Raw genomic sequence first — 20,691 nt, 5'->3', positions numbered from 1 at the left:
CGCCGCCGGGCAGCACACCAGCTGTGCGCTTTTGTGGTCATACAGCTCGACCTTCACCCCGTAGGCCCGCGCAAGCGCAGCGCCGCCGGGCATCATGCCAGTCTGGCTCAGGTAGCCCGGCTAAGCGCAGCGCGAGCCGGGGGGATCCCCAGCCTGGCACGATAGATTATCGTAACCGCGCCAGCGGTAGTTGAGCACCGACAGCGCCCAGCAGGCGACAAACAGCCCGATAACCACAAAACCGGCGTCGCCGAGATTATCGTTCAGCGCGCCGACCCAGCGCCATAGCCCGCCGCTAAGCGAAAACTTGTCCATCAGCAGCCCCAGCGCTTCCAGACCACCGATAAATAATGCCACTACCACCGACGTGCCGGTAATGGTCATATTGTAATAGAGCTTGCGCTGCGGCTTGCTAAACGCCCAGCCGTAGGCGCCGACCATAAGCACATTATCGAGGGTATCCACCAACGCCATCCCGCTGGCAAACAGCGCCGGAAAGACCATGATCGACCAGATGGACATGCCGCTTGACGCACTGGCGGCAGAAATCCCCAGCACGCCGATCTCGGTGGCGGTATCAAATCCGAGGCCAAACAGAAATCCCACCAGATACATCTGCCAGCTACGGCTAATCAGACGAAAGGTTTTACCGAATAGCCAGCTCATCATGCCGCCGCCGGTCGCCACCTCATCGCTCACCTTGCCGCCTCTCTTCCACGCGCGAAAACTGCGCCAGACGCTGCGTAAAATCACCAGGTTGATAAACGCCATCAGTAATAAAAACAGCGCCGAGACCGCCGTGCCAATCACGCTGCCGGTATCGTGAAGCCAGCTCATCTGCCGACCGAAAGCGGTAGCGGTCGCGGCAATCGCCGCCGAAGCCAGTACCACAATCGACGAGTGACCCAATGAGAACCAGGCTCCGACGGCAAAGGGTCGACGCCCCTGCTGCATCATTTTGCGGGTGACGCTGTCAATCGCCGCGATATGGTCGGCATCGACCGCATGGCGCAATCCATACCCCCAGGCCAGCAGACTCGCCGCCATCAGCGCGCCACTATCGCCAAACGCCTGCCAGGCCCAGCACCAGGCCAGCAAATTTGCCACAATCAGTCCCAGCACCAGCGCGGCGGCACGTGGCTGCTGGCGTAAAATTGTCACTATCATGATGATGTCCTGTGAGCCTGCCAGCGGGCTGCGGCCACGACCGCCTGACCAAACGCGATGGCCCCATCGCCGGCAGGGAGCTGCTGCGGAAACAGCAGAGTAAAATCCGCCAGATAAAAGGTCAATCGTGAGACCAGCAGCCGGTTGTGCAACACGCCGCCGCTGAATGCCAGCGTAGTTATCCCCCGCGACGTCGCACAATCGCGCGCCATCGCAGCCACTCCGCAGGCCAGCGCATCGTGAAAGGCCCAGGCTTTTTGTTCGCGGTTCGCCCGCCATCCCAGCCACTGCGGCCAGAAGGTAGCCAGATCCAGTTCGCCCGCCTGCCACGGCAAGCGGACAGGATGCGTGACGCCATCGCAGGCGCTGGCTAACGCCTCCAGCCGACAGGCCGCCTCGCCTTCATAGCTCAGGCTGTCCGCCGCGCAGCCCAGTGCGCAGGCCACCGCATCAAACAATCGCCCGCAGGACGACGCCTTCGGCGCATTCATCCCCCGCGCAATAGCCCGCGCCAGCAGCGGCCAGTTGTGCCGGCGCAGCGCCGCGGTTTGCGCATCGTGTTGCCAGTCGTCGACGTAGGCCAGGCAGTGAGCCAGCAGATTGCGCCACGGCTGACGAGCCGCCAGATCGCCGCCGGGGAGTGCCACCGCCGGTAGTCCGCCGAGGCGTTCGCACTGCCGGTAGTTGACCCGCAGGCACTCGCCGCCCCACAGCGCGCCGTCTTCCCCCATACCGATACCGTCAAGGACCACGGCTATCACCTCGCCGCCGTCCAGCGGCCAGCCGTGTTCCGCCAGGCAGGCGGCGGCATGGGCATGGTGATGCAGGACGCGCTCAACCGGCAGCGCCAACGAGGCCGCCCACTGCGTCGAGCGGTAGCCCGGATGCGCATCGCTGACCACCAGGCTGGGGGTGAAACCATAAACCTCTTGCATCAGACGCCGCGCCTGATGCCACTGTTGTTCTACGCCCTCATCGCCGAGGTCGCCGAAGTGCTGACTCAGTACCGCCTGCTCTCCACGCGCCAGACAAAAGGTATTTTTCATATCGGCGCCGAGGCACAGCAGCGGCGGCACGTCACGAAACCCCGGCGGTAGCGGCATCGCGTCGGGCACATAGCCCCGCGAACGACGTAGCATTTCACCACTTTGCCGCACCACCGAGTCATCCATCCGCTGCACGATGTCGCGGTTGTGCAGCAGAAAGCCATCGGCAATCCCGGCCAAATCGCGCAGCGCATCGGCGTTGGCGATCGCCGGTGGCCGTCCGCTCAGGTTGCCGGAGGTCATCACTAAAGGCCGTGCCAGCGCCTGCAAAACCAGATGCTGCAACGGATTAGATGGCAGCATCACCCCCACTTCATTCAGCGCGGGCGCAATGTCGTCACACAGGCCATCAACCTGTGATTTCTCGATCAATACGATGGGCGCTGCGGGTGAAGTCAGTAACGCCTGCGCCGCTTCCGGCAGGCTGTCTGCCGTCGGCAGCATCACCGCCAGCGGCTTTGCCGGACGATGTTTGCGCGCGCGCAGCAACGCCACCGCGCGCGGATTCCCGGCGTCACACACCAGGTGAAAACCGCCCACCCCCTTGATGGCGACAATCAGTCCGTCTTGCAACTGGCGAATGGCCGCCTGCAAGGCCGCCTCTCCGGTCAGCGATTGCGCTTCAGTACGCCACTCCAGACGCGGGCCACAGTCGGCGCAGGCCACCGGCTGAGCATGAAAACGTCGGTCGCCAGGGTGGCGATACTCGGCCTCGCAGCGCGGACAGAGGGGAAAAGGGGCCATTGAGGTAAAGGGACGGTCATAGGGCATCGCGCGAATAATGGTGAAACGCGGCCCACAGTGGGTACAGTTAATAAACGGATAGCGGTAGCGGCGCTCCTGCGGATTGTTCATCTCCGCCAGGCACGCCGGACAGGTGGCCGCATCGGGCACAATCTGGGTACGCATACTGCCGCCGCCGCTTTCGCGGATGGCGAAATCCTGCGGCTGCCTACGCCAGTGAAACGGCCGGGTTTCCACGCTGTCGATGCGCGCCAGCGGCGGGCAGCGGCGGGTCAGCGCGGCGAGAAATGCCGCCTCATCGCCCAGCAGGCGCACCAGTACCCCGTCACCGTCGTTACATACGTCGCCGCAGCGTGCTGACTGCTGCGCCAGCTGCCAGACAAAGGGGCGGAAGCCCACCCCCTGCACTTTACCGCGAATGCGAATCTGCACCCCGTTCATCGCGCCATAGCCTTACCAGGCCAGCGCCGTACGACGACGTTTTTCGCTATTCATCTGCTCAAGCTTATTGCGATCCACGCAAACCAGCGCATGCGTCGGGCAGACCTCTATACAGGCGGGTCCCTCTTCGCGGTGATGACAAAGATCGCATTTATTGGCTTCCGCTTTTTCCGCCATCACGTTCAGCCCGGCGCCGCTATGACGAATCACCGGACGCACGACCACCTCCATAGCGCCGTACGGACAGGCCACCACGCAGGTTTTACAGCCGATGCAGCGCTCCTGCATCACGTGGATAAAGCCTTTATCCCGGCTGATAGCGCCGTTCGGACAGACGTTGGCGCACGGCGCGTCTTCACACTGACGACAGGCGGTCGCCGTCGAGACGTTAACGCCTTTGATCACATGGATACGCGGTAAGAAGGATTTGGGCGTCAGCGCGGCGCAGTCCTGATTTTCCTGATGAGAGACCACGCAGGCCACTTCACAGGTGCGGCAGCCGATGCATTTGCTTGCGTCGGCGATAATGAAACGGTTCATCCATTTCTCCAGCAGTAAGAAGGTTACGCGGCGGAGTATGCATAATACGTTCCAGTTTTTATCACACTGATATTAAAGGAAATGAATAATATAAAGACGAAGAACCGATTCTGTCATCGTCACATCTGACGATGACAGGTGACGACGTCAGGCGAACGGTCCCGGGGCTATCGAGTCACGTTCAAGCAACTCGCCGGGGAAGGTTTGCTGATATTTAAAATCGCCGCCGTCGAGCATAAAGATCAGTCGGTTAATGCTCTCCTTGATCATCTCCGTCACCGGTATTTTGACGCTGGAGAGCGCCGGAACCATATACGGCGCCAGCACGATATCATCGAAGCCGATGACCGAGACCTGCTGCGGGATCCGCACGCCCTGCTGATGTAGCTGCTTCATCGCGCCAATCGCCATGTCGTCATTGCTCGCCACCAGCGCACTGTAACCAACATCGCGCCGACGCAGCGTCTCTACACCGGCCGCGCCGGTTTCCGGCGTCCACCGGCCCTCAACAATCAGCTCATTATTCAGCGAAATTCCGTGTTTCGTCAGCGCATCTTTATAGCCGGAAAGGCGTTCAATCCCGGTTGGCGAGTCCAGCGAGCCGGTGATAAACGCAATATCGCGATGACCGCGGGTAATCAGCTTTTCGACCGCCATAAACGCCGAGGCTTTTTGATCGGACCAGACGCAGTGGCTGGCATTGCGCCGCAGGCGGCGGTTGAGCACCATAATCGGCTGCGCCTGGTTTTCCACGATCTCGTCCATTTCATCAACGCTGAGAAAACGCGGATAGATGATAATGGCATCGCAGCGCAGGTCGAGCAGGTGCTGGATCGCCGCGCGCTCTTCTTCGGCGCTGTGCTTGCCGTCGGCCAGAATCAGCTGGCGTCCTTTGTCTTCCGTCATCCGCGCAACGTGAAACAACAACTCGCTAAAATAGACCCCGTGATAAAGGGTGTTGGTCACCACCAGCCCCAGCGTCTGACTCTTTCTGGTGGCCAGGTTACGCGCCAGCAGATTCGGCCGATAGCCGCTTTCCGCCACAGCCTGGAATACGCGATCTTTCGTTTCCTGGCTGACATAGCCGTTGCCCGACAGCACCCGGGAAACGGTCGCCTTCGAGACGCCCGCGCGTTTCGCCACCTCCAGCATCGTTGCCATGTTGTTCTTCCTGTTGCAAAAGATGCCCGCAGTGTACTGCACGCCTCGCCGTTTTACAGCTTTGACTCGCGCGCAGCGCAGATTCTTTCCCGCCTCACATAGCGATCGAAATCACAAAACGAGAAAATGATTTTTTTAGATCTTGTTAGAACAAATGAAACTCATCATGATTTTGTGGAACCGGTTTCCTATGTATCTCAGATAGCGCACGCTCCTCAGGTGCGATAACTAGCCAGTACTCTATTGATTAAACAGGATAAAATCCGATGTCTAAAAATTACGCAGCCCTGGCGAAGCAAATTCTGACGGCAACAGGCGGGGCGGATAACATCGCGGCTGTCACCCACTGTATGACCCGTCTGCGGTTTGTGGTCAAAGATAACGCGCGGGTGGACAGCGCCGCGCTGAAAAGCCTGAAAGGCGTGCTTGGCGTGGTGCGCAGCGACAACCAGTGCCAGGTTATCATCGGCAATACGGTATCGCAGGCGTTTCGCGAAGTGGTCAACCTGCTGCCGGACGATATGCGCCCCGCGGAACCTGAGGGCAAACCGCCGCTGACGTTAAAACGTATCGGCGCTGGGATCCTCGATGCGCTGATCGGCACCATGTCGCCGCTGATCCCCGCCATCATCGGCGGATCGATGGTCAAACTGCTGGCGATGATCCTTGAGATGAGCGGCGTTCTGCCTAAAGGTTCGCCCACGCTAACCATTTTGACCGTTATCGGCGACGGCGCATTCTTCTTCCTGCCGCTGATGGTCGCCGCCTCCGCGGCGGTAAAATTCAAAACCAATATGTCGCTGGCGATCGCCATTGCCGGGGTGCTGGTCCATCCGAGTTTTATTGAGCTGATGGCGAAAGCGGCTCAGGGCGAGCACGTTGAGTTCGCCTTTATTCCGGTGACGGCGGTGAAATACACCTATACCGTTATTCCGGCACTGGTGATGACCTGGTGCCTGTCATATATCGAACGCTGGGTAGATAAAATTACCCCGGCGGTGACGAAGAACTTCCTTAAGCCGATGCTGATCGTGCTGATTGCCGCGCCGCTGGCGATCCTGCTGATAGGCCCGCTCGGGATCTGGATCGGCAGCGCCATCTCCGCGCTGGTGTACACCATTCATAGCTATCTGGGCTGGCTGTCGGTGGCGATTATGGGCGCCCTGTGGCCGCTGCTGGTGATGACCGGGATGCACCGCGTTTTCACCCCGACCATTATTCAGACCATTGCCGAAACCGGTAAAGAAGGGATGGTAATGCCGTCAGAAATCGGCGCCAACCTGTCGCTGGGCGGCTCATCGCTGGCGGTAGCCTGGAAAACCAAAAATCCGGAGCTGCGCCAGACTGCGCTGGCGGCCGCGGCCTCCGCCATTCTGGCCGGGATCTCCGAACCGGCGCTGTACGGTGTCGCGGTGCGCCTTAAACGTCCGCTGATCGCCAGCCTGATCAGCGGCTTTATCTGCGGCGCGGTGGCCGGTATCGCCGGGCTTGCCAGCCACTCGATGGCGGCACCGGGCCTGTTCACCAGCGTCCAGTTTTTCGATCCGGCTAACCCGATGACCATCGTCTGGGTCTTTGGGGTGATGGCGCTGGCGGTGGTGCTCTCCTTCGTGCTGACGCTGCTGCTCGGCTTTGAAGATATCCCGGTAGAAGAGGCCGCCGCCGATGCCCGAGCGCGCCAGACCACGACCCGGCCATCACACGTCTGAACACTATTTTTTTGCAAGCGAGGTAACGCATGTCGACTTTTCCACACGGCTTTTTATGGGGCGGCGCGCTGGCCGCAAATCAGTCTGAAGGAGGGTATCTCGAGGGCGGCAAAGGGCTGACCACCGTGGATACGCTGCCCCACGGCGCGAACCGCATGCCGGTAAAGCTCGGGCTGGAGAAGCGTTTTCAGCTACGTGACGATGAATTTTATCCAAGCCACGAGGCCATCGATTTTTATCATCGCTATAAAGAAGATATCGCTCTGATGGCGGAGATGGGCTTTCGCGTCTTCCGCACCTCAATTGCCTGGAGTCGTCTGTATCCGAATGGCGATGAGCTGGAGCCAAATCAAGCAGGGATCGCCTTTTATCGCTCGCTGTTTGCAGAGTGCAAAAAGTACGGGATTGAGCCGCTGGTGACCCTTTGCCACTTCGATGTACCGATGCATCTGGTCATTGAATACGGTTCATGGCGCAATCGTAAAATGGTGGAGTTCTTTACCCGCTACGCCCGTACCTGCTTTGAAGCCTTCAACGGGCTGGTGAAGTACTGGCTCACCTTCAACGAAATCAACATTATGCTCCATAGCCCCTACTCCGGCGCCGGGCTGGTGTTTGAAGAGGGGGAGAACCAGGAGCAGGTCAAGTACCAGGCGGCTCACCACGAGCTGGTGGCCAGCGCGCTGGCCACCCAAATCGCCCACGAGGTCAACCCGCACAACCAGGTCGGCTGTATGCTGGCGGGCGGCAATTTTTATCCGTACTCCTGTAAGCCGGAAGATGTGTGGATGGCGCTGGAAAAGGACCGCGAAAACCTGTTCTTTATCGATGTGCAGGCGCGCGGCGCCTACCCGGTGTGGGCTGCGCGGGTATTCCGTGAAAAAGGGGTGGTGATAGCCAAAGAGCCGGGCGATGACGAGATTCTCAAGCATACCGTTGATTTTGTCTCTTTCAGCTATTACGCCTCGCGCTGCGCCTCAGCGGAGATGAACGCCAGTAACACCAACGCCGCCAATATCGTTAAATCACTGAAGAATCCGCATATTCAGGCCAGCGAATGGGGCTGGGGCATTGACCCGCTTGGTCTGCGCATCACCATGAATATGATGTATGACCGTTATCAGAAGCCGCTGTTCCTGGTGGAGAATGGCCTCGGCGCCCGGGACGAGATCGATGCCAACGGCGAGATTCATGATGACTACCGCATCAGCTATTTGCGTGAGCATATCAAAGCGATGCGCGACGCTATTGCCGACGGGATCCCGGTGATGGGTTATACCAGCTGGGGCTGCATCGATCTGGTCTCCGCCTCTACCGGCGAAATGAGCAAGCGCTATGGCTTTGTGTACGTTGATCGCGACGATGCCGGTCACGGTACGCTGGCGCGTAAGCGTAAAAAATCGTTCTGGTGGTATAAGAAGGTGATTGCCAGCAACGGGGCGGATCTGGAGTAGCCTGTATTGCCGGGTGGCGGCTCACGCCTTACCCGGCCTACACACTGCGATTGCACAGGCCGCCCTTCAGGGTTTTCCCTGCCTGCGCTGCGCTTAGCCGGGCTACGCGTCATACAGCTTGTGGCCCCGTAGCCCGGGTAAGGCGTTTACGCCGCGACCCGGGAAAAAAGTAAACTTGCTCCCCCTGGCCAAACTCCCGGCTCGCGCTGCGCTTAGCCGGGCTACGCGTCGTACAGCTTGTGGCCCCGTAGCCCGGGTAAGGCGTTTACGCCGCGACCCGGGAACAAAGTAAACTTGCTCCTCCATGGCCGAACTCCCGGCTCGCGCTGCGCTTAGCCGGGCTACGCGTCGTACAACTTGTGGCCCCGTAGCCCGGGTAAGGCGTGTACGCCGCGACCCGGGAACAAAGTAAACTTGCTCCTCCATGGCCGAACTCCCGGCTCGCGCTGCGCTTAGCCGGGCTACCAGGGTACTGTAGCCCGGTCAGCCCGTAGCCCGGCTACGCGTCAGCGCAAGCCGGGGGATACCGCCTCTTCGGCCGCCTCAAGCTGCGCAAATCCGCCGCTGCCCTGCCAGCCGTTAAGCTTCTGATACACCCGTTCGACCGCGTCCTTAATCGGCTGGGTCATCGGGTAATAAAAGCCGACGATATCCGGCTGAATCCCGAGAAAAATCACCTCGCCAACATCCTCTTGCAACTGGTCGATCAGATAATTGAGCGGCATATTGTGGGTGGTCATCATAAACATTTCGGCGATATCGTCCGGGTCGACGAGACGAATTTCGCCGGGGTTGAGCCCCATATCGGTAGCATCGACGATTAACAGCCTCTCCGGGCGCAGCTCGCGAATGGCGACGATGTCGTTTTCCGGGGCGCTGCCGCCGTCAATCACTACCCATTCACCGACCGGCCTGGCGGCGCACATCTCCGCCAGCAACGGGCCTGCGCCGTCGTCGCCCATCATGCTATTGCCAACACAGAGTAAAACGTCAGTCACGGAGTCTCCTCACCATCAGGTAGATGGCGCTTTCCTGGTGAATATCATGCAGCATGCTGAGCATGGTTTTACTCCACGCCTGCTGTTCGGGGGTCTGCCGGGCCTGCGCTTTATCAAAGGCGTGGGCGAGCATCGTCACATGGTTGCTGTCGATCACAATCTCGCCGTACTTCGGCACGCCTTCCATCTTGCGCCGCGCGGCGCTGCCAGCGTCCAGCGTGGCTATCCACGCCAGATACTCTTCCCACGGGCAGCTCAGCGCCGTCTCCAGACAATCAATGACGCCGAGGTGGTGGCCAATCGCCAGGCTGTAATAGACCACCTGCTGCGCCTGATCCGGCGTGGAGTCGTTCTCATCAATAAATTTACGGCTCAGCTGACTGAACACCACCGTCTCGCTCATCGGATACGCGCCCCCTCGACCACCAGGTTCAGATGGGTGACTATCTCGGTCAGACGCGGATCTTTTTCCGCCTCCAGCCAGCGCACCACCTGGCTATCCCCCTGCGCCAGCAGGCGCATATAGTCATCGGCAATCTGACGCCCGTAGCGGTAACCCGCCAGACGACGCGCTTCGCGGTCGATACGCACGCGCAGCGGTTGCACCATGCCGGGGTGGAGAATCTCCGCCGCTTTGTCATCCTGCTCGCCCGGCAGACGGGCATGTATTTTCTGTTCCAGCAGGCCCAGCGCCATGGCGAAGCCGTACAGCGTCGCGGCCGGGGTCGGCGGACAGCCCGGAATATAGACGTCCACCGGGACAATTTTGTCGGTGCCGCCCCACACGCAGTAAAGGTCGTGGAAAATACCGCCGCTGTTGCCGCAGGCGCCGTAAGAGATGCAGATTTTCGGATCCGGCGCCGACTGCCAGGCGCGCAGCGCCGGTGAACGCATGGCGCGGGTGACCGCGCCGGTAAACAGCAGAATGTCGGCATGGCGCGGTGACGGCACCACTTTGATCCCGAAGCGTTCGGCATCAAACAGCGGCGACAGGGTGGCGAAAATCTCAATTTCGCAGCCGTTGCAGCCGCCACAGTCCACGCGATAGACATAGGCGGAACGCTTAATTTTCTTCAGCAGCGATGCCTTCATGCTGGCGATGGACTCCTCCACCGTCATCGGCAACGGGATGCCGTTTTCATCGCGCGGGCCCAGTAAATTGCTCATCAGCAGGCCTCTCTCATATGGCGAGTCAGTTCAATACGGTCGGACGGCACCAGGCACTTCTGGCGTTTACACTCCGGGCAGGTCTCGAAGCTTTCGCGATGCAGTTCAGCGCGCGTATCGCCGTTGTGCCTGAGCAGCGCGATGGCGTAGTCGATCTCTTTTTGTACGGCGAACGGGCGTTCGCACACCCGGCAGTGGCAGATGGCAAAGCGCGACTGCTGGAGGAAATCCTCTTTCTTCCATACCGCCAGCTCATACTCCTGCGACAGCTTGATGGCCGCCGTCGGGCACACCTCTTCGCAGCGGGCGCAAAAAATGCAGCGCCCGAGGTCGAACTGCCACGCCAGCTCGCGCGTCACCAGGTCCGTCGCCACCGTCAGCGCGTTCGACGGGCAGGCGTTAACGCAGGCCGCGCAGCCGATACACTGCTGCGGCGTATGTTCCGGTTTGCCGCGAAAGTTTTTATCTACCGGCATCGGCTCCAGCGGATAAGCGTGCGTCGCGTTGCCGGTTTTGATCACTTTTTTGATAAAGGTAAACATGGCGATTCCTTATTTCAGCGGCGAGTTTTTACGCTCGATGCTGTAGCGCTCCAGCTCTTTGTACGGCACCACTTTGCTTTTTTTCTTCCGCACATCGACCACGGTCATGCGGTCGGTACAGGAGTAGCACGGGTCGAGGCTACCGATAATCAGCGGCGCGTCGGAGACGGTGTTGCCGCGCAGCATATAGCGCAGGGTCGGCCAGTTGGCGTAGGTGGCCGCACGGCAGCGCCAGCGGTACAGTTTCTGGTTGTCGCCGGTCATGCTCCAGTGGATATCATCCCCGCGCGGCGCTTCCGAGAAGCCCAGCGCAAAACGGTGCGGGATATAGGTAAAGCCTTCCACCGCCAGCGGGCCGCCCGGCAGGTTATCGAGGCCGAAGTCGATCATATTCAGCGCAGTGTAGACTTCGTTGATACGTACCTTCAGACGCGAAATTACATCGCAACCCTGCTCGCTGTGCACTTCCATCGGCAGCAGGCCGTAACCGACAAACGGGTGATCGGCACGGGTGTCGCGGGCGTGGCCGCTGGCGCGCACCATCGGGCCGACGTTGCTGAAGTCGCGGGCGATTTGCGGGTCAAGACGACCGATGCCGACGGTACGCTGTTCCATATTCGGCGTACTGAGCAGCATATCCACCAGCTCCTGCACATCACGGCGCATCTGCTGCGCCAGCGCTCTTGTCTGGATCATGTCCTCTTTCAGCAGGTCGCGACGGATGCCGCCAATCAGGTTCATCCCGTAGGTTTTACGCGCCCCGGTGAGGATCTCCGCCATCTTCATTGACGTCTCACGCACGCGGAAGAACTGCATAAACCCGGAGTCAAAACCGGTGAAATGACAGGCGAGACCGAGGTTCAGCAGGTGCGAGTGCAGGCGTTCCACCTCCAGCAGAATGGCGCGGATCATCTGCGCGCGTTCCGGTACCACGATGCCCATCGCATTCTCGACGGAGGTGGTGTAGGCCGTACTGTGGGCAAAGCCGCAGATACCGCACACCCGGTCCGACAGGAAGGTCACTTCGTTGTAGCCCATGCGGGTTTCCGCCAGCTTTTCCATGCCGCGATGGACGTAGAACAGGCGGTAATCGGCGTCGATGATATTCTCGCCGTCAACGAACAGGCGGAAGTGGCCGGGTTCATCGGAGGTGACGTGCAGCGGGCCAATCGGCACCACGTTGTTTTTCTTGCTGCCCAGCTCGTTGATAAACTCGTAGGTCTCCGCATCGGTGGTCGGCGCCGGGCGCTGACGATAATCCATGCTGTCTTTACGCAGCGGATAGAGTTCATCCGGCCAGTCGTCCGGCAGTACCAGGCGGCGCTCATCCGGCAGCCCCACCGGTATCAGACCGTACATATCGCGCACTTCGCGCTCGCCCCACACGGCGGCAGGCACGCGCGGCGTCACCGACGGATATTCCGGTTTGTCGGCATCCACTTCGACGCGCACGGTTATCCAGCAGCGGGTGCCCTGCTCCATCGATAGCACGTAATACACGGCATAGTGGCCGTTAAGCTTCCGTTCGTCGTTACCGAACAACACCGACAGCCAGCCGCCCTGCTGGTAGTAGAGGAACTCCACGACTTCCGGGAGATAGTTGACCTTCACCGTCACGGTGAGCTGATCTTTGGTCTGCCAGGCCTCGTCGAGCACCACGCCCGGGAAGGCCTGATGCAGCGCGGCGAGATAGTGTTGACCGATTTTTTCTTCAGACATGCTCAAACTCTCTTAATCACGCCGCCAGCAAGGAGACGAAAGCTAAAAACGCAAAGCCAAAACCGGCCCAGGTGACGCGGGAAGTGGCACAAAAGCGCAGACGCGCCATGCTGTTTTCAAACAGGGCGATAACCAGCACGCCCGCCACCAGCTTGCCGATGGCGACGACCAGCGCCAGCAGCAGGCCGGCGACACTAAAGTGAGTCATCTGCCCCCACGGGATAAACACGCCGACAAACATCTGCAGCACCACCAGTTGTTTGAGGCTGATGCCCCACTTCAGGACCGCAAAACCGCTGCCGCTGTATTCGGTCAGCGGCCCCTCCTGCAGCTCCTGCTCCGCTTCCGCCAGGTCGAACGGCAATTTGCCCATTTCGATAAAGGTGGCAAACGCGCAGGCGCACAGCGCCAGCACCAGCGGCACCGAGTGGGCAGTGGGCCAGTGATAAAGGGTGTCGGTGATGCTGCTGATATGGGTGGAACCGGCGACCTGCGCCGTCACCCACAGGCCAAGCAGCAAAATGGGCTCCACCAGTACGCCAAGAATCGCTTCGCGGCTCGCCCCGAGAGCGGTAAACGGACTGCCGGTGTCCAGACCGGCGATAGCAAAGAAGAAACGGGCGATAGCAAACAGGTAAATCAGCGTGATCAGGTCGCCCAGCCCTGGCAGCGGCGAATCGACGGTGACGACCGGCAGCGCGCTGGCAATGGTCAGCATGACACCTACCATCACATACGGCGTCAGGCGGAATACCCAGCCGGAGGCATCAGGACCGACGCTCTGACGACCCAGCAGTTTGAGGATGTCGCGATACTCCTGTAGCACCCCCGGTCCGCGGCGGTTGTGCAGGCGGGCGCGCGCCACGCGGGTGAGCCCGGACAACAGCGGCGCGGCGGCGAACAGCGCCAGCGCCTGCAATAGTGCAATTAAAACGCTCATTCTCAGGCTCCTCGCGAAATGACAATAACCACCAGCGCCGCCAGCTCAACCAGCGCGACGCCGCGGAACAGCGCAGGCGCCGAGGCGCACTGCCAGCCGGGGATCAGACGCACCGGATTCAGCCAGTGACGCAATTTCAGCAGCGGCGCAAAGGCCTCTTTAACCGGCATGGCGAAACCATGAGCGGTGATGACCATCGATTTTTCATGGTCGTAGCCGCAGACCCATGCCGCACCGCGAGAGCGGGCCGGCAGACGGTCGCCTTTAAAGAAGATCATCAGCAGGAACGGCAGCAGCGGACAGGCCAGCAGCAGAATGGCGATCAGCGGCTGCGACACCACGCTTGCGATCTGCGCCTGCACCGGTAAAACCCTGATGACCAGGGTCAACAGCCACGGCGCGGCGACCCCACCCGCCACGCAGCACAGCGCGGCGAGTACGACGCTTGCCGTCATCAGCCGCGGCGCGCAGGTGGCGCTCTCCGCCTCCGGAGTCCGCGGTGCGCCAAGGAAGGTGACGCCGTAGACTTTTGCCATACACATCACCGCCAGCGCGCCGGTTATCGCCAGGCCAACGGCCAGCAGCGGCCCAAGCAGGCGGCCGATAAAGGCGTCGCTGGTGCTCAGTTTGAAGAAGGACTGGTAGATAACCCACTCGCCGGCAAAACCGTTCAGCGGCGGCAGCGCGGCCATCGCCATCAGGCCGACCAGCATCGCCAGCGAAATCAGCGGCATTCTTTTCCCTATCCCGCCCAGTTTTTCGATATCGCGATGGCCGGTACGGAACCACACGGCGCCGGCGCCGAGGAACAGCGTCGTTTTGAACAAACTGTGATTGATCAGGTGATACATCCCGCCGATAAAGCCCAGCGCCATCAGGCTATTGCTGTTGAGCGCCAGGCCGGTGACGAAGGCGCCAAGCCCCAGCAGAATAATGCCGATATTTTCCAGAGTGTGATAAGCCAGCAGGCGCTGAATATTGTGTTCCATCAGGGCATACAGTCCGCCGATAAATGCGGTGACCATCCCCACGACCAGCAGCAAGATGCCCCACCACAGCGGCGGCGCACTCCCGGCAAGCGAGACCGTCAGCATGCCAAACAGCCCCACTTTCATCACCACCGTGGAGAACAGCGCGCACGCCGGCGCGCTGGCCCCGGCGTGCGCCTGCGGCGCCCAACCGTGCAGCGGGATAACGCCCGCCAGCAGCGCGAAACCGACCAGCGCTGGTAGCCACAGCAGCATATTTTGCGGGCCGTGGGCGGCGAGCAGGCTAATCTGCGCCAGGTCAAGGGTGCCGTACAACGACCACACCAGCCAGCAGCTCCACGCCATCAGCAGCGTTCCCAGGCGTCCCAACGCAAACCACAGCTTTGCCGATTGCGCGCAGCCGGTCAGAAATGCCCCGCACAGGGCCATTATCTCCGCCATCACCACCAGCGTGCCGAGGTTGGTCACCACCAGCGCGCAGGTTGCCGAAGCCAGCAGCAGGTTCACCAGCAGGCCGTTGGCTTTTACCTGCGGATGGCGGTGCCAGGCAATATTAAACAGGGCGATGGGCAGGGCGCTGAGGCCAATGGCGAGCAGCCATAGCGCATTGATACCGTTGACCCTAACCGGCAAAGAGAGCATCGGCAGCATGCCGTCATTCAGCCGTTCCGGGGTTATCAGCGTCGCGATAGCGGCGACGATCAGCATGGCGCTGGCCACCGCGCCGCCGATCCCGGCAATCGCCCCGCTTAACGGTTTTCTCCGGGTAAAGAAAAATGCCAGCACGCCGCTGGCGGCATACCACAGCACCGCCTGGTTCACTAAAGAAATCACGCTCATTTCACGCCCTCCGGTTGCGACTGAAACAGCGACATATCGCCGAGGTCGGTATTAAAGGTCAGCTCACGCTTGCGCTTGCTGGCCTGGGCGATATCGCGGATATCCACCAGCAGCAGCGCTTTCGTCGGACAGGTACGCACGCAGGCCGGTCCCTGCTCATCGAAATGGCACAGATCGCATTTCACGGCGATAGCGCGCACGCCGGGCACCCAGTCGAGCAACGAACTGACGCGAGCTGGCGCCGGGGGCGCAGCGGGCGCCATCGGGGTATTGGCGTTGGCCGGAATATCGAGCGCACGGCTGCCGGAAAATTCAATCGCCCCGAACGGGCAGGCAATGGCGCACAGCTTGCAGCTTACGCACAGGCTTTCATTCAGCTGAACCGCGCCATCGACGCGATTGATAGCATTAACCGGACACACCGCGGCGCAGGGGGCATCTTCGCAGTGGTGGCACATTTGCGGCGCCGATTCTTTTTCATTACGCATGACCTGCAGTCGCGGCATGGCCTGCAGGCCGTGCTGGCGATGCGTTTCTGAGCAGGCGGCTTCGCAGGTGCGGCAGCCGATACAGACGGTGGAGTCAGCAATTACAAAACGGTTCACCGGGCAATCCTCGGGTGAAAGTCATTTTTGACGAAATCAGGGAGTTCAGCTGTCATTTTCGACACCTGTCGACACCTTACGATTAATGGGCCAGCGCCAGATGGCTTAAATCCACCGGCTGGTCGTGTTCCATGGCGTCATACAGACGGTCATAGACGCTGGCAATAATGGCCAGATAATGTTCCAGCACCTGTTCGCGCGAACGGTTGCTGAACCGGCCGTCAACGGTGCCGTCGGATGCCAGCGTTGCCTGAGCAATCAAGCGTTTATCTTCACCATTGCGCGTTTCGACGTAGTACTCGATGGTATGGTTGTTGAACCCTTCCGCCAGCGCGACATACACCTGAAAATGTTCAAACAGGACGAAGCACAGCTCTTTATCCGGCGCACAGCTCATCGCATGATGCAAACGCGCTTTTGACAGGGTGATTCCCTGAACCAGCGAATTGCAGTACTGACGCCACTGATCCTGATAGCGACGGTGACGGTCGGCGATGTAGTCCGCCTTTTCACTTATTTCCCAAATAGTCATCTCGGTGTCCCCGGTTGCATGAGATGCACCGTACAAGCATTTTCCATGCCAAACTTTAATTAATTGATATTTAATGATTTTAATAAAAGACCCACGCCGTACTGACATGTCGATGACATCCGTCAGCTGTCGTCATCGACAGTTCATCCGACAGTAGCGATGACCTGGCATCGTTATTGCATATATGGCCCATCGCGATACGGAGGCGACCATGCACGAAATCACTCTTAGCCAGCGGGCGCTGGAAATTATTGAACAGCAGGCGCAGCAGGCCGGCGCGCGTCGGGTGACCGGCGTGTGGCTGAAGGTCGGCGCATTTTCCTGCGTGGAAACCAGCGCATTGACCTTCTGTTTTGAACTGGTGTGCCGTGGCACGCTGGCGGAAGGCTGCGAACTGCATATTGCCGAACAACAGGCCGAATGCTGGTGTGAATCCTGCCAGCAGTACGTGCATCTCATCTCGCAGCACGTGCGGCGCTGCCCGCAGTGCCAGAGCGACACCTTACAAATCGTCGCCGACGACGGCTTACAGATCCAACGAATAGAAGTGAACCCCGACTGATTCGGGTTGTTTCCGACGAGACCAAAACAACGTGAACGATGACGGGACAGATCAGGAGTAAACTATGTGTACCACTTGCGGCTGTGGGGAAGGCAACCTTTATATCGAAGGTGATGAGCATAACCCCCACTCGGCGTTTCGCAGCGCCCCCTTCGCGCCAGCCCCGCGCCAGACCATGACAATTACCGGCATCAAAACCGATAGCTTCTCCCCCACCCGCTCAGAGAGTGGCGACCTGCACTACGGCCACGGCGAGGCAGGAACCCACGCGCCGGGCCAGAGCCAGCGCCGGATGCTCGAGGTGGAAATCGACGTGCTGGATAAAAACAACCGTCTGGCGGCCCGCAACCGCGCACGCTTTGCCGCGCGCGGCCAGCTGGTGCTGAACCTGGTCTCCAGCCCCGGTTCCGGCAAAACCACGCTGCTGAGTGAAACCCTGCTGCGGCTGAAAGGAAAAACCGCCTGCGCGGTCATCGAAGGCGACCAGCAGACGGTCAACGACGCCGCGCGCATTCGCGCCACCGGCACCCCGGCTATTCAGGTCAATACCGGCAAAGGCTGCCACCTTGATGCGCAGATGATTGCCGATGCCGCCCCGCGTCTGCCGCTGGCGGATCATGGCATTCTGTTTATTGAAAACGTCGGCAACCTGGTGTGCCCGGCGAGCTTCGACCTCGGCGAACGTCACAAGGTGGCGGTGCTGTCGGTCACCGAAGGCGAAGATAAGCCGCTGAAGTATCCGCATATGTTCGCCGCCGCCAGCCTGATGCTGCTAAATAAAATCGACCTGCTGCCGTACCTCAACTTTGATGTTGCGAAGTGCCTTGCCTGCGCGCGCGAGGTCAATCCCGATATTGAGATCATTATGCTGTCCGCCACCAGCGGCGAAGGCATGGATAAATGGCTCAGCTGGCTGGAGGCGCAAACATGTGCATAGGCATTCCGGGGCAAATCTGCGCCATTGACGGCCATCTGGCGAAGGTCGAAGTGTGCGGCATCCAGCGCGAAGTCGATCTGACGCTGGTGGGAAGCGTGGATGAACGGAGGCAGCCGCGCCTCGGCCAGTGGGTACTGGTCCACGTGGGCTTCGCCATGAGCATCATTAATGAAGCGCAAGCCCGCGATACCCTTGAGGCATTGCAAAATATGTTTGACGTCGAGCCTGACGTGGGCGCGCTGCTGTACGGCGAGGAGCGATAATGCGTTTTGTTGATGAATATCGCGCGCCGGAGCAGGTGATGCAGCTGGTTGAGCATCTTCAGGCGCGCGCGCATCTGCTGCCTCATACCGCCGGGCATCCGCTGCGCATTATGGAGGTGTGCGGCGGCCATACGCACGCCATCTTTAAATTCGGTCTCGACCAGCTGCTGCCGGAGAATATCGAATTTATTCACGGCCCCGGCTGCCCGGTCTGCGTCCTGCCGATGGGACGAATCGACACCTGTATCGATATCGCCAGCCGCCCGGGGGTGATTTTCTGCACCTTCGGCGACGCCATGCGCGTGCCCGGTAAAAACGGCTCCTTGCTGCAGGCGAAATCCCGCGGTGCCGATGTGCGAATCGTCTATTCGCCGATGGATGCGCTGAAGCTGGCGCAGCAGAACCCGCAACGGGAAGTGGTGTTCTTCGGCCTCGGTTTTGAAACCACCATGCCCGCTACCGCGCTGACGCTGCGTCAGGCTCGCGAGCGCAACGTGGATAACTTCTTCTTTTTTTGTCAGCACATCACCCTGCTCCCGACCCTGCGCAGTCTGCTCGACCAGCCTGATAACAGCATCGATGCCTTTCTTGCTCCGGGCCATGTCAGTATGGTCATCGGCACCGAGGCCTACGGATTTATCGCCAGCGACTACCGACGTCCTTTAGTGGTGGCTGGTTTCGAACCTCTTGATCTACTGCAAGGCGCGGTGATGCTGGTTGAGCAGACAATAGCGCAGCGCAGCGAGGTCGAAAATCAGTACCGCCGCGTGGTGCCTGATGCAGGCAACCCGCTGGCGCAATCGGCGATTGCCGACGTTTTTTGCCTGTCCGGCGATAGCGAGTGGCGTGGGCTGGGGGTCATTAACAACTCCGGCGTGCGCCTGACGCCCGCCTATCAGCGCTTTGACGCTGAAGCCCATTTTCAGCCGGCACCGCAGCGCGTCTGCGACGATCCGCGCGCGCGCTGTGGCGATGTGCTGACCGGCCGCTGTAAGCCGCATCAGTGCCCGCTGTTTGGGCAAGTCTGTAACCCACAAAGCGCGTTTGGCGCGCTGATGGTCTCATCAGAAGGCGCTTGCGCCGCCTGGTATCAATATCGCAGTCAGGAAAATGAAGTATGAAAAGCGTCCAGTTAGCGCACGGTAGCGGGGGTCAGGCAATGCAGCAGCTGATCGCCTCCCTGTTTATGCAGGCTTTCGCCAACCCGTGGCTGGCGGAGCAGGAAGATCAAGCGCGTCTCGATCTGGCACAACTGACCGCTCAGGGCGATCGTCTCGCCTTCTCCACCGACAGCTACGTTATCGATCCGCTGTTTTTCCCCGGCGGCGACATCGGCAAGCTGGCAGTATGCGGCACCGCCAACGACGTGGCGGTCAGCGGCGCTCTGCCGCGCTACCTCTCCTGCGGATTTATCCTCGAAGAGGGGCTGGAGATGGCCACGCTGGAACGCGTGGTCAACAGCATGGCCCGTACCGCGCAGGCCGCAGAGATAGCCATCGTCACCGGCGATACCAAAGTCGTGCCGCGCGGCGCGGCGGATAAACTGTTTATTAATACCGCCGGGATCGGCGCTATTCCGGCGGGTATTCGCTGGGGGGCGCAGCAGATTGCTCCCGGCGACGTGCTGCTGGTCAGCGGCACGCTGGGCGACCACGGCGCCACCATTCTCAACCTCCGCGAACAGCTGGGACTGGACGGCGCGCTGTCCAGCGACTGCGCGGTGCTGACGCCCTTAATTCAGACGCTGTGCGCTATTCCCGGCATTAAAGCGCTGCGCGATGCGACCCGCGGCGGAGTGAACGCCGTGGCTCATGAATTTGCTGCCGCCAGCGGCTGCGGTATTGAGCTGCACGAACAAAAGCTGCCGGTGAACGAGACCGTGCGCGGGGTGTGCGAACTGTTAGGCCTGGACGCGCTTAACTTCGCCAATGAAGGCAAGCTGGTGATTGTTGTTGCCCGGGAAGCGGCTGAGGCCGCGCTGGCGCAGCTTCAAAGCCATCCGCTTGGCCGCCGCGCCGCGATTATCGGCGACGTGGTCGAGCGTGCCGGGGTGCGTACGATCGGCCTGTACGGCGTGAAGCGGACGCTGGACCTTCCCCACGCCGAGCCGCTGCCGCGGATTTGTTAACGGGGCGGGTTCCCGGATTGCAGCTGACGCCTTATCCGGGCTACCGGCTGCCGCGGATTTGTTAACGGGACGGGTTCCCGGATTGCGGCTGGCGCCTTATCCGGGCTACCGGCTGCGGCGGATTTGTTAACGGGGCGGGTTCCCGGATTGCGGCTGACGCCTTATCCGGGCTACCGGCTGCCGCGGATTTGTTAACGGGACGGGTTC

20 protein-coding genes are annotated in these 20,691 nt (G+C 60.4%); 7 read left to right on the top strand and 13 right to left on the bottom strand.

Annotation, left to right across the window (positions count from 1 at the left end; genetic code table 11):
* Positions 1-120: 120 nt before the first annotated feature.
* The 4 genes from CWM52_RS24680 to CWM52_RS24665 form a co-directional block, all read right to left on the bottom strand.
* The gene (locus tag CWM52_RS24680) at positions 121-1,167 is read right to left on the bottom strand and encodes a HoxN/HupN/NixA family nickel/cobalt transporter (RefSeq protein WP_100686471.1); all 1,047 of its coding nucleotides are present in this window, start codon (positions 1,165-1,167) and stop codon (positions 121-123) included.
* Complete coding sequence (gene hypF, locus CWM52_RS24675) at positions 1,164-3,398, bottom strand: carbamoyltransferase HypF (protein ID WP_100686470.1); 2,235 nt, start codon at positions 3,396-3,398, stop codon at positions 1,164-1,166. Before hypF ends, CWM52_RS24680 begins: the two co-directional genes overlap by 4 nt.
* Positions 3,399-3,410: 12 nt before the next feature.
* Positions 3,411-3,938, bottom strand: a complete 528-nt coding sequence (gene hydN / locus CWM52_RS24670; protein ID WP_100686469.1) for an electron transport protein HydN — start codon at positions 3,936-3,938, stop codon at positions 3,411-3,413.
* Positions 3,939-4,085: 147 nt separating this feature from the next.
* Complete coding sequence (locus CWM52_RS24665) at positions 4,086-5,099, bottom strand: LacI family DNA-binding transcriptional regulator (RefSeq protein WP_100686468.1); 1,014 nt, start codon at positions 5,097-5,099, stop codon at positions 4,086-4,088.
* Positions 5,100-5,365: 266 nt separating this feature from the next.
* Here CWM52_RS24665 and ascF point away from each other — a divergent pair, with 266 nt between their 5' ends.
* Positions 5,366-6,808 carry a PTS cellobiose/arbutin/salicin transporter subunit IIBC gene (gene ascF / locus CWM52_RS24660; RefSeq protein ID WP_100686467.1) on the top strand — a complete coding sequence of 481 codons (1,443 nt, stop codon included), beginning with the start codon at positions 5,366-5,368 and terminating at the stop codon, positions 6,806-6,808.
* A gap of 29 nt (positions 6,809-6,837) precedes the next feature.
* Positions 6,838-8,262, top strand: coding sequence for a 6-phospho-beta-glucosidase (locus tag CWM52_RS24655; protein ID WP_100686466.1), 1,425 nt, complete (start codon positions 6,838-6,840; stop codon positions 8,260-8,262).
* 506 nt (positions 8,263-8,768) lie between these two features.
* Here CWM52_RS24655 and hycI read toward each other — a convergent pair.
* The 9 genes from hycI to hycA form a co-directional block, all read right to left on the bottom strand.
* Positions 8,769-9,260, bottom strand: coding sequence for a hydrogenase maturation peptidase HycI (gene hycI / locus CWM52_RS24650; protein ID WP_100686465.1), 492 nt, complete (start codon positions 9,258-9,260; stop codon positions 8,769-8,771).
* A complete protein-coding gene (locus tag CWM52_RS24645) occupies positions 9,253-9,663 on the bottom strand; it encodes a formate hydrogenlyase maturation HycH family protein (protein ID WP_100686464.1) in 411 nt (136 codons plus the stop codon). Before CWM52_RS24645 ends, hycI begins: the two co-directional genes overlap by 8 nt.
* On the bottom strand, positions 9,660-10,427 hold the full coding sequence (locus CWM52_RS24640; protein ID WP_100686463.1) for an NADH-quinone oxidoreductase subunit B family protein: 768 nt from the start codon (positions 10,425-10,427) through the stop codon (positions 9,660-9,662). Before CWM52_RS24640 ends, CWM52_RS24645 begins: the two co-directional genes overlap by 4 nt.
* The gene (locus CWM52_RS24635) at positions 10,427-10,969 is read right to left on the bottom strand and encodes a formate hydrogenlyase complex iron-sulfur subunit (protein WP_100686462.1); all 543 of its coding nucleotides are present in this window, start codon (positions 10,967-10,969) and stop codon (positions 10,427-10,429) included. The genes CWM52_RS24640 and CWM52_RS24635 overlap by 1 nt, the downstream gene beginning before the upstream one ends.
* A 9-nt stretch (positions 10,970-10,978) precedes the next feature.
* Complete coding sequence (gene hycE, locus CWM52_RS24630) at positions 10,979-12,688, bottom strand: formate hydrogenlyase subunit HycE (protein ID WP_032690989.1); 1,710 nt, start codon at positions 12,686-12,688, stop codon at positions 10,979-10,981.
* 16 nt (positions 12,689-12,704) lie between these two features.
* A complete protein-coding gene (locus tag CWM52_RS24625; RefSeq protein WP_100686461.1) occupies positions 12,705-13,628 on the bottom strand; it encodes a respiratory chain complex I subunit 1 family protein in 924 nt (307 codons plus the stop codon).
* A 2-nt stretch (positions 13,629-13,630) separates the two neighbouring features.
* Positions 13,631-15,457, bottom strand: coding sequence for a formate hydrogenlyase subunit 3 (gene hycC / locus CWM52_RS24620; RefSeq protein ID WP_100686460.1), 1,827 nt, complete (start codon positions 15,455-15,457; stop codon positions 13,631-13,633).
* The gene (locus CWM52_RS24615) at positions 15,454-16,062 is read right to left on the bottom strand and encodes a 4Fe-4S dicluster domain-containing protein (RefSeq protein ID WP_100686459.1); all 609 of its coding nucleotides are present in this window, start codon (positions 16,060-16,062) and stop codon (positions 15,454-15,456) included. The genes hycC and CWM52_RS24615 overlap by 4 nt, the downstream gene beginning before the upstream one ends.
* Positions 16,063-16,144: 82 nt before the next feature.
* Complete coding sequence (hycA, locus tag CWM52_RS24610) at positions 16,145-16,594, bottom strand: formate hydrogenlyase regulator HycA (protein ID WP_100686458.1); 450 nt, start codon at positions 16,592-16,594, stop codon at positions 16,145-16,147.
* A 211-nt stretch (positions 16,595-16,805) separates the two neighbouring features.
* On the opposite strand from hycA, the gene hypA reads away from it, so the two are divergent.
* From hypA to hypE, 5 genes are all read left to right on the top strand, one after another.
* Positions 16,806-17,156 (top strand): hydrogenase maturation nickel metallochaperone HypA, encoded by a 351-nt coding sequence (gene hypA, locus CWM52_RS24605; protein WP_100686457.1) that lies wholly within the window; start codon positions 16,806-16,808, stop codon positions 17,154-17,156.
* 64 nt (positions 17,157-17,220) lie between these two features.
* Entirely contained in the window at positions 17,221-18,093 is an 873-nt protein-coding gene (gene hypB, locus CWM52_RS24600; RefSeq protein ID WP_100686456.1) for a hydrogenase nickel incorporation protein HypB, read from the top strand.
* Positions 18,084-18,356 (top strand): HypC/HybG/HupF family hydrogenase formation chaperone, encoded by a 273-nt coding sequence (locus tag CWM52_RS24595; RefSeq protein WP_100686455.1) that lies wholly within the window; start codon positions 18,084-18,086, stop codon positions 18,354-18,356. The genes hypB and CWM52_RS24595 overlap by 10 nt, the downstream gene beginning before the upstream one ends.
* Positions 18,356-19,477: a hydrogenase formation protein HypD gene (gene hypD, locus CWM52_RS24590; protein WP_100686454.1), complete on the top strand. Its 1,122-nt coding sequence runs from the start codon at positions 18,356-18,358 to the stop codon at positions 19,475-19,477. The genes CWM52_RS24595 and hypD overlap by 1 nt, the downstream gene beginning before the upstream one ends.
* On the top strand, positions 19,474-20,484 hold the full coding sequence (hypE, locus tag CWM52_RS24585; protein ID WP_100686453.1) for a hydrogenase expression/formation protein HypE: 1,011 nt from the start codon (positions 19,474-19,476) through the stop codon (positions 20,482-20,484). The genes hypD and hypE overlap by 4 nt, the downstream gene beginning before the upstream one ends.
* Positions 20,485-20,691 lie beyond the last annotated feature (207 nt).

Source organism: Raoultella sp. T31, assembly GCF_002806725.1.
GTDB lineage: Bacteria > Pseudomonadota > Gammaproteobacteria > Enterobacterales > Enterobacteriaceae > Klebsiella > Klebsiella electrica.
The sequence above is the reverse complement of the archived record's forward strand: the minus strand, read 5'-3'. Positions and strand labels throughout refer to the sequence as shown.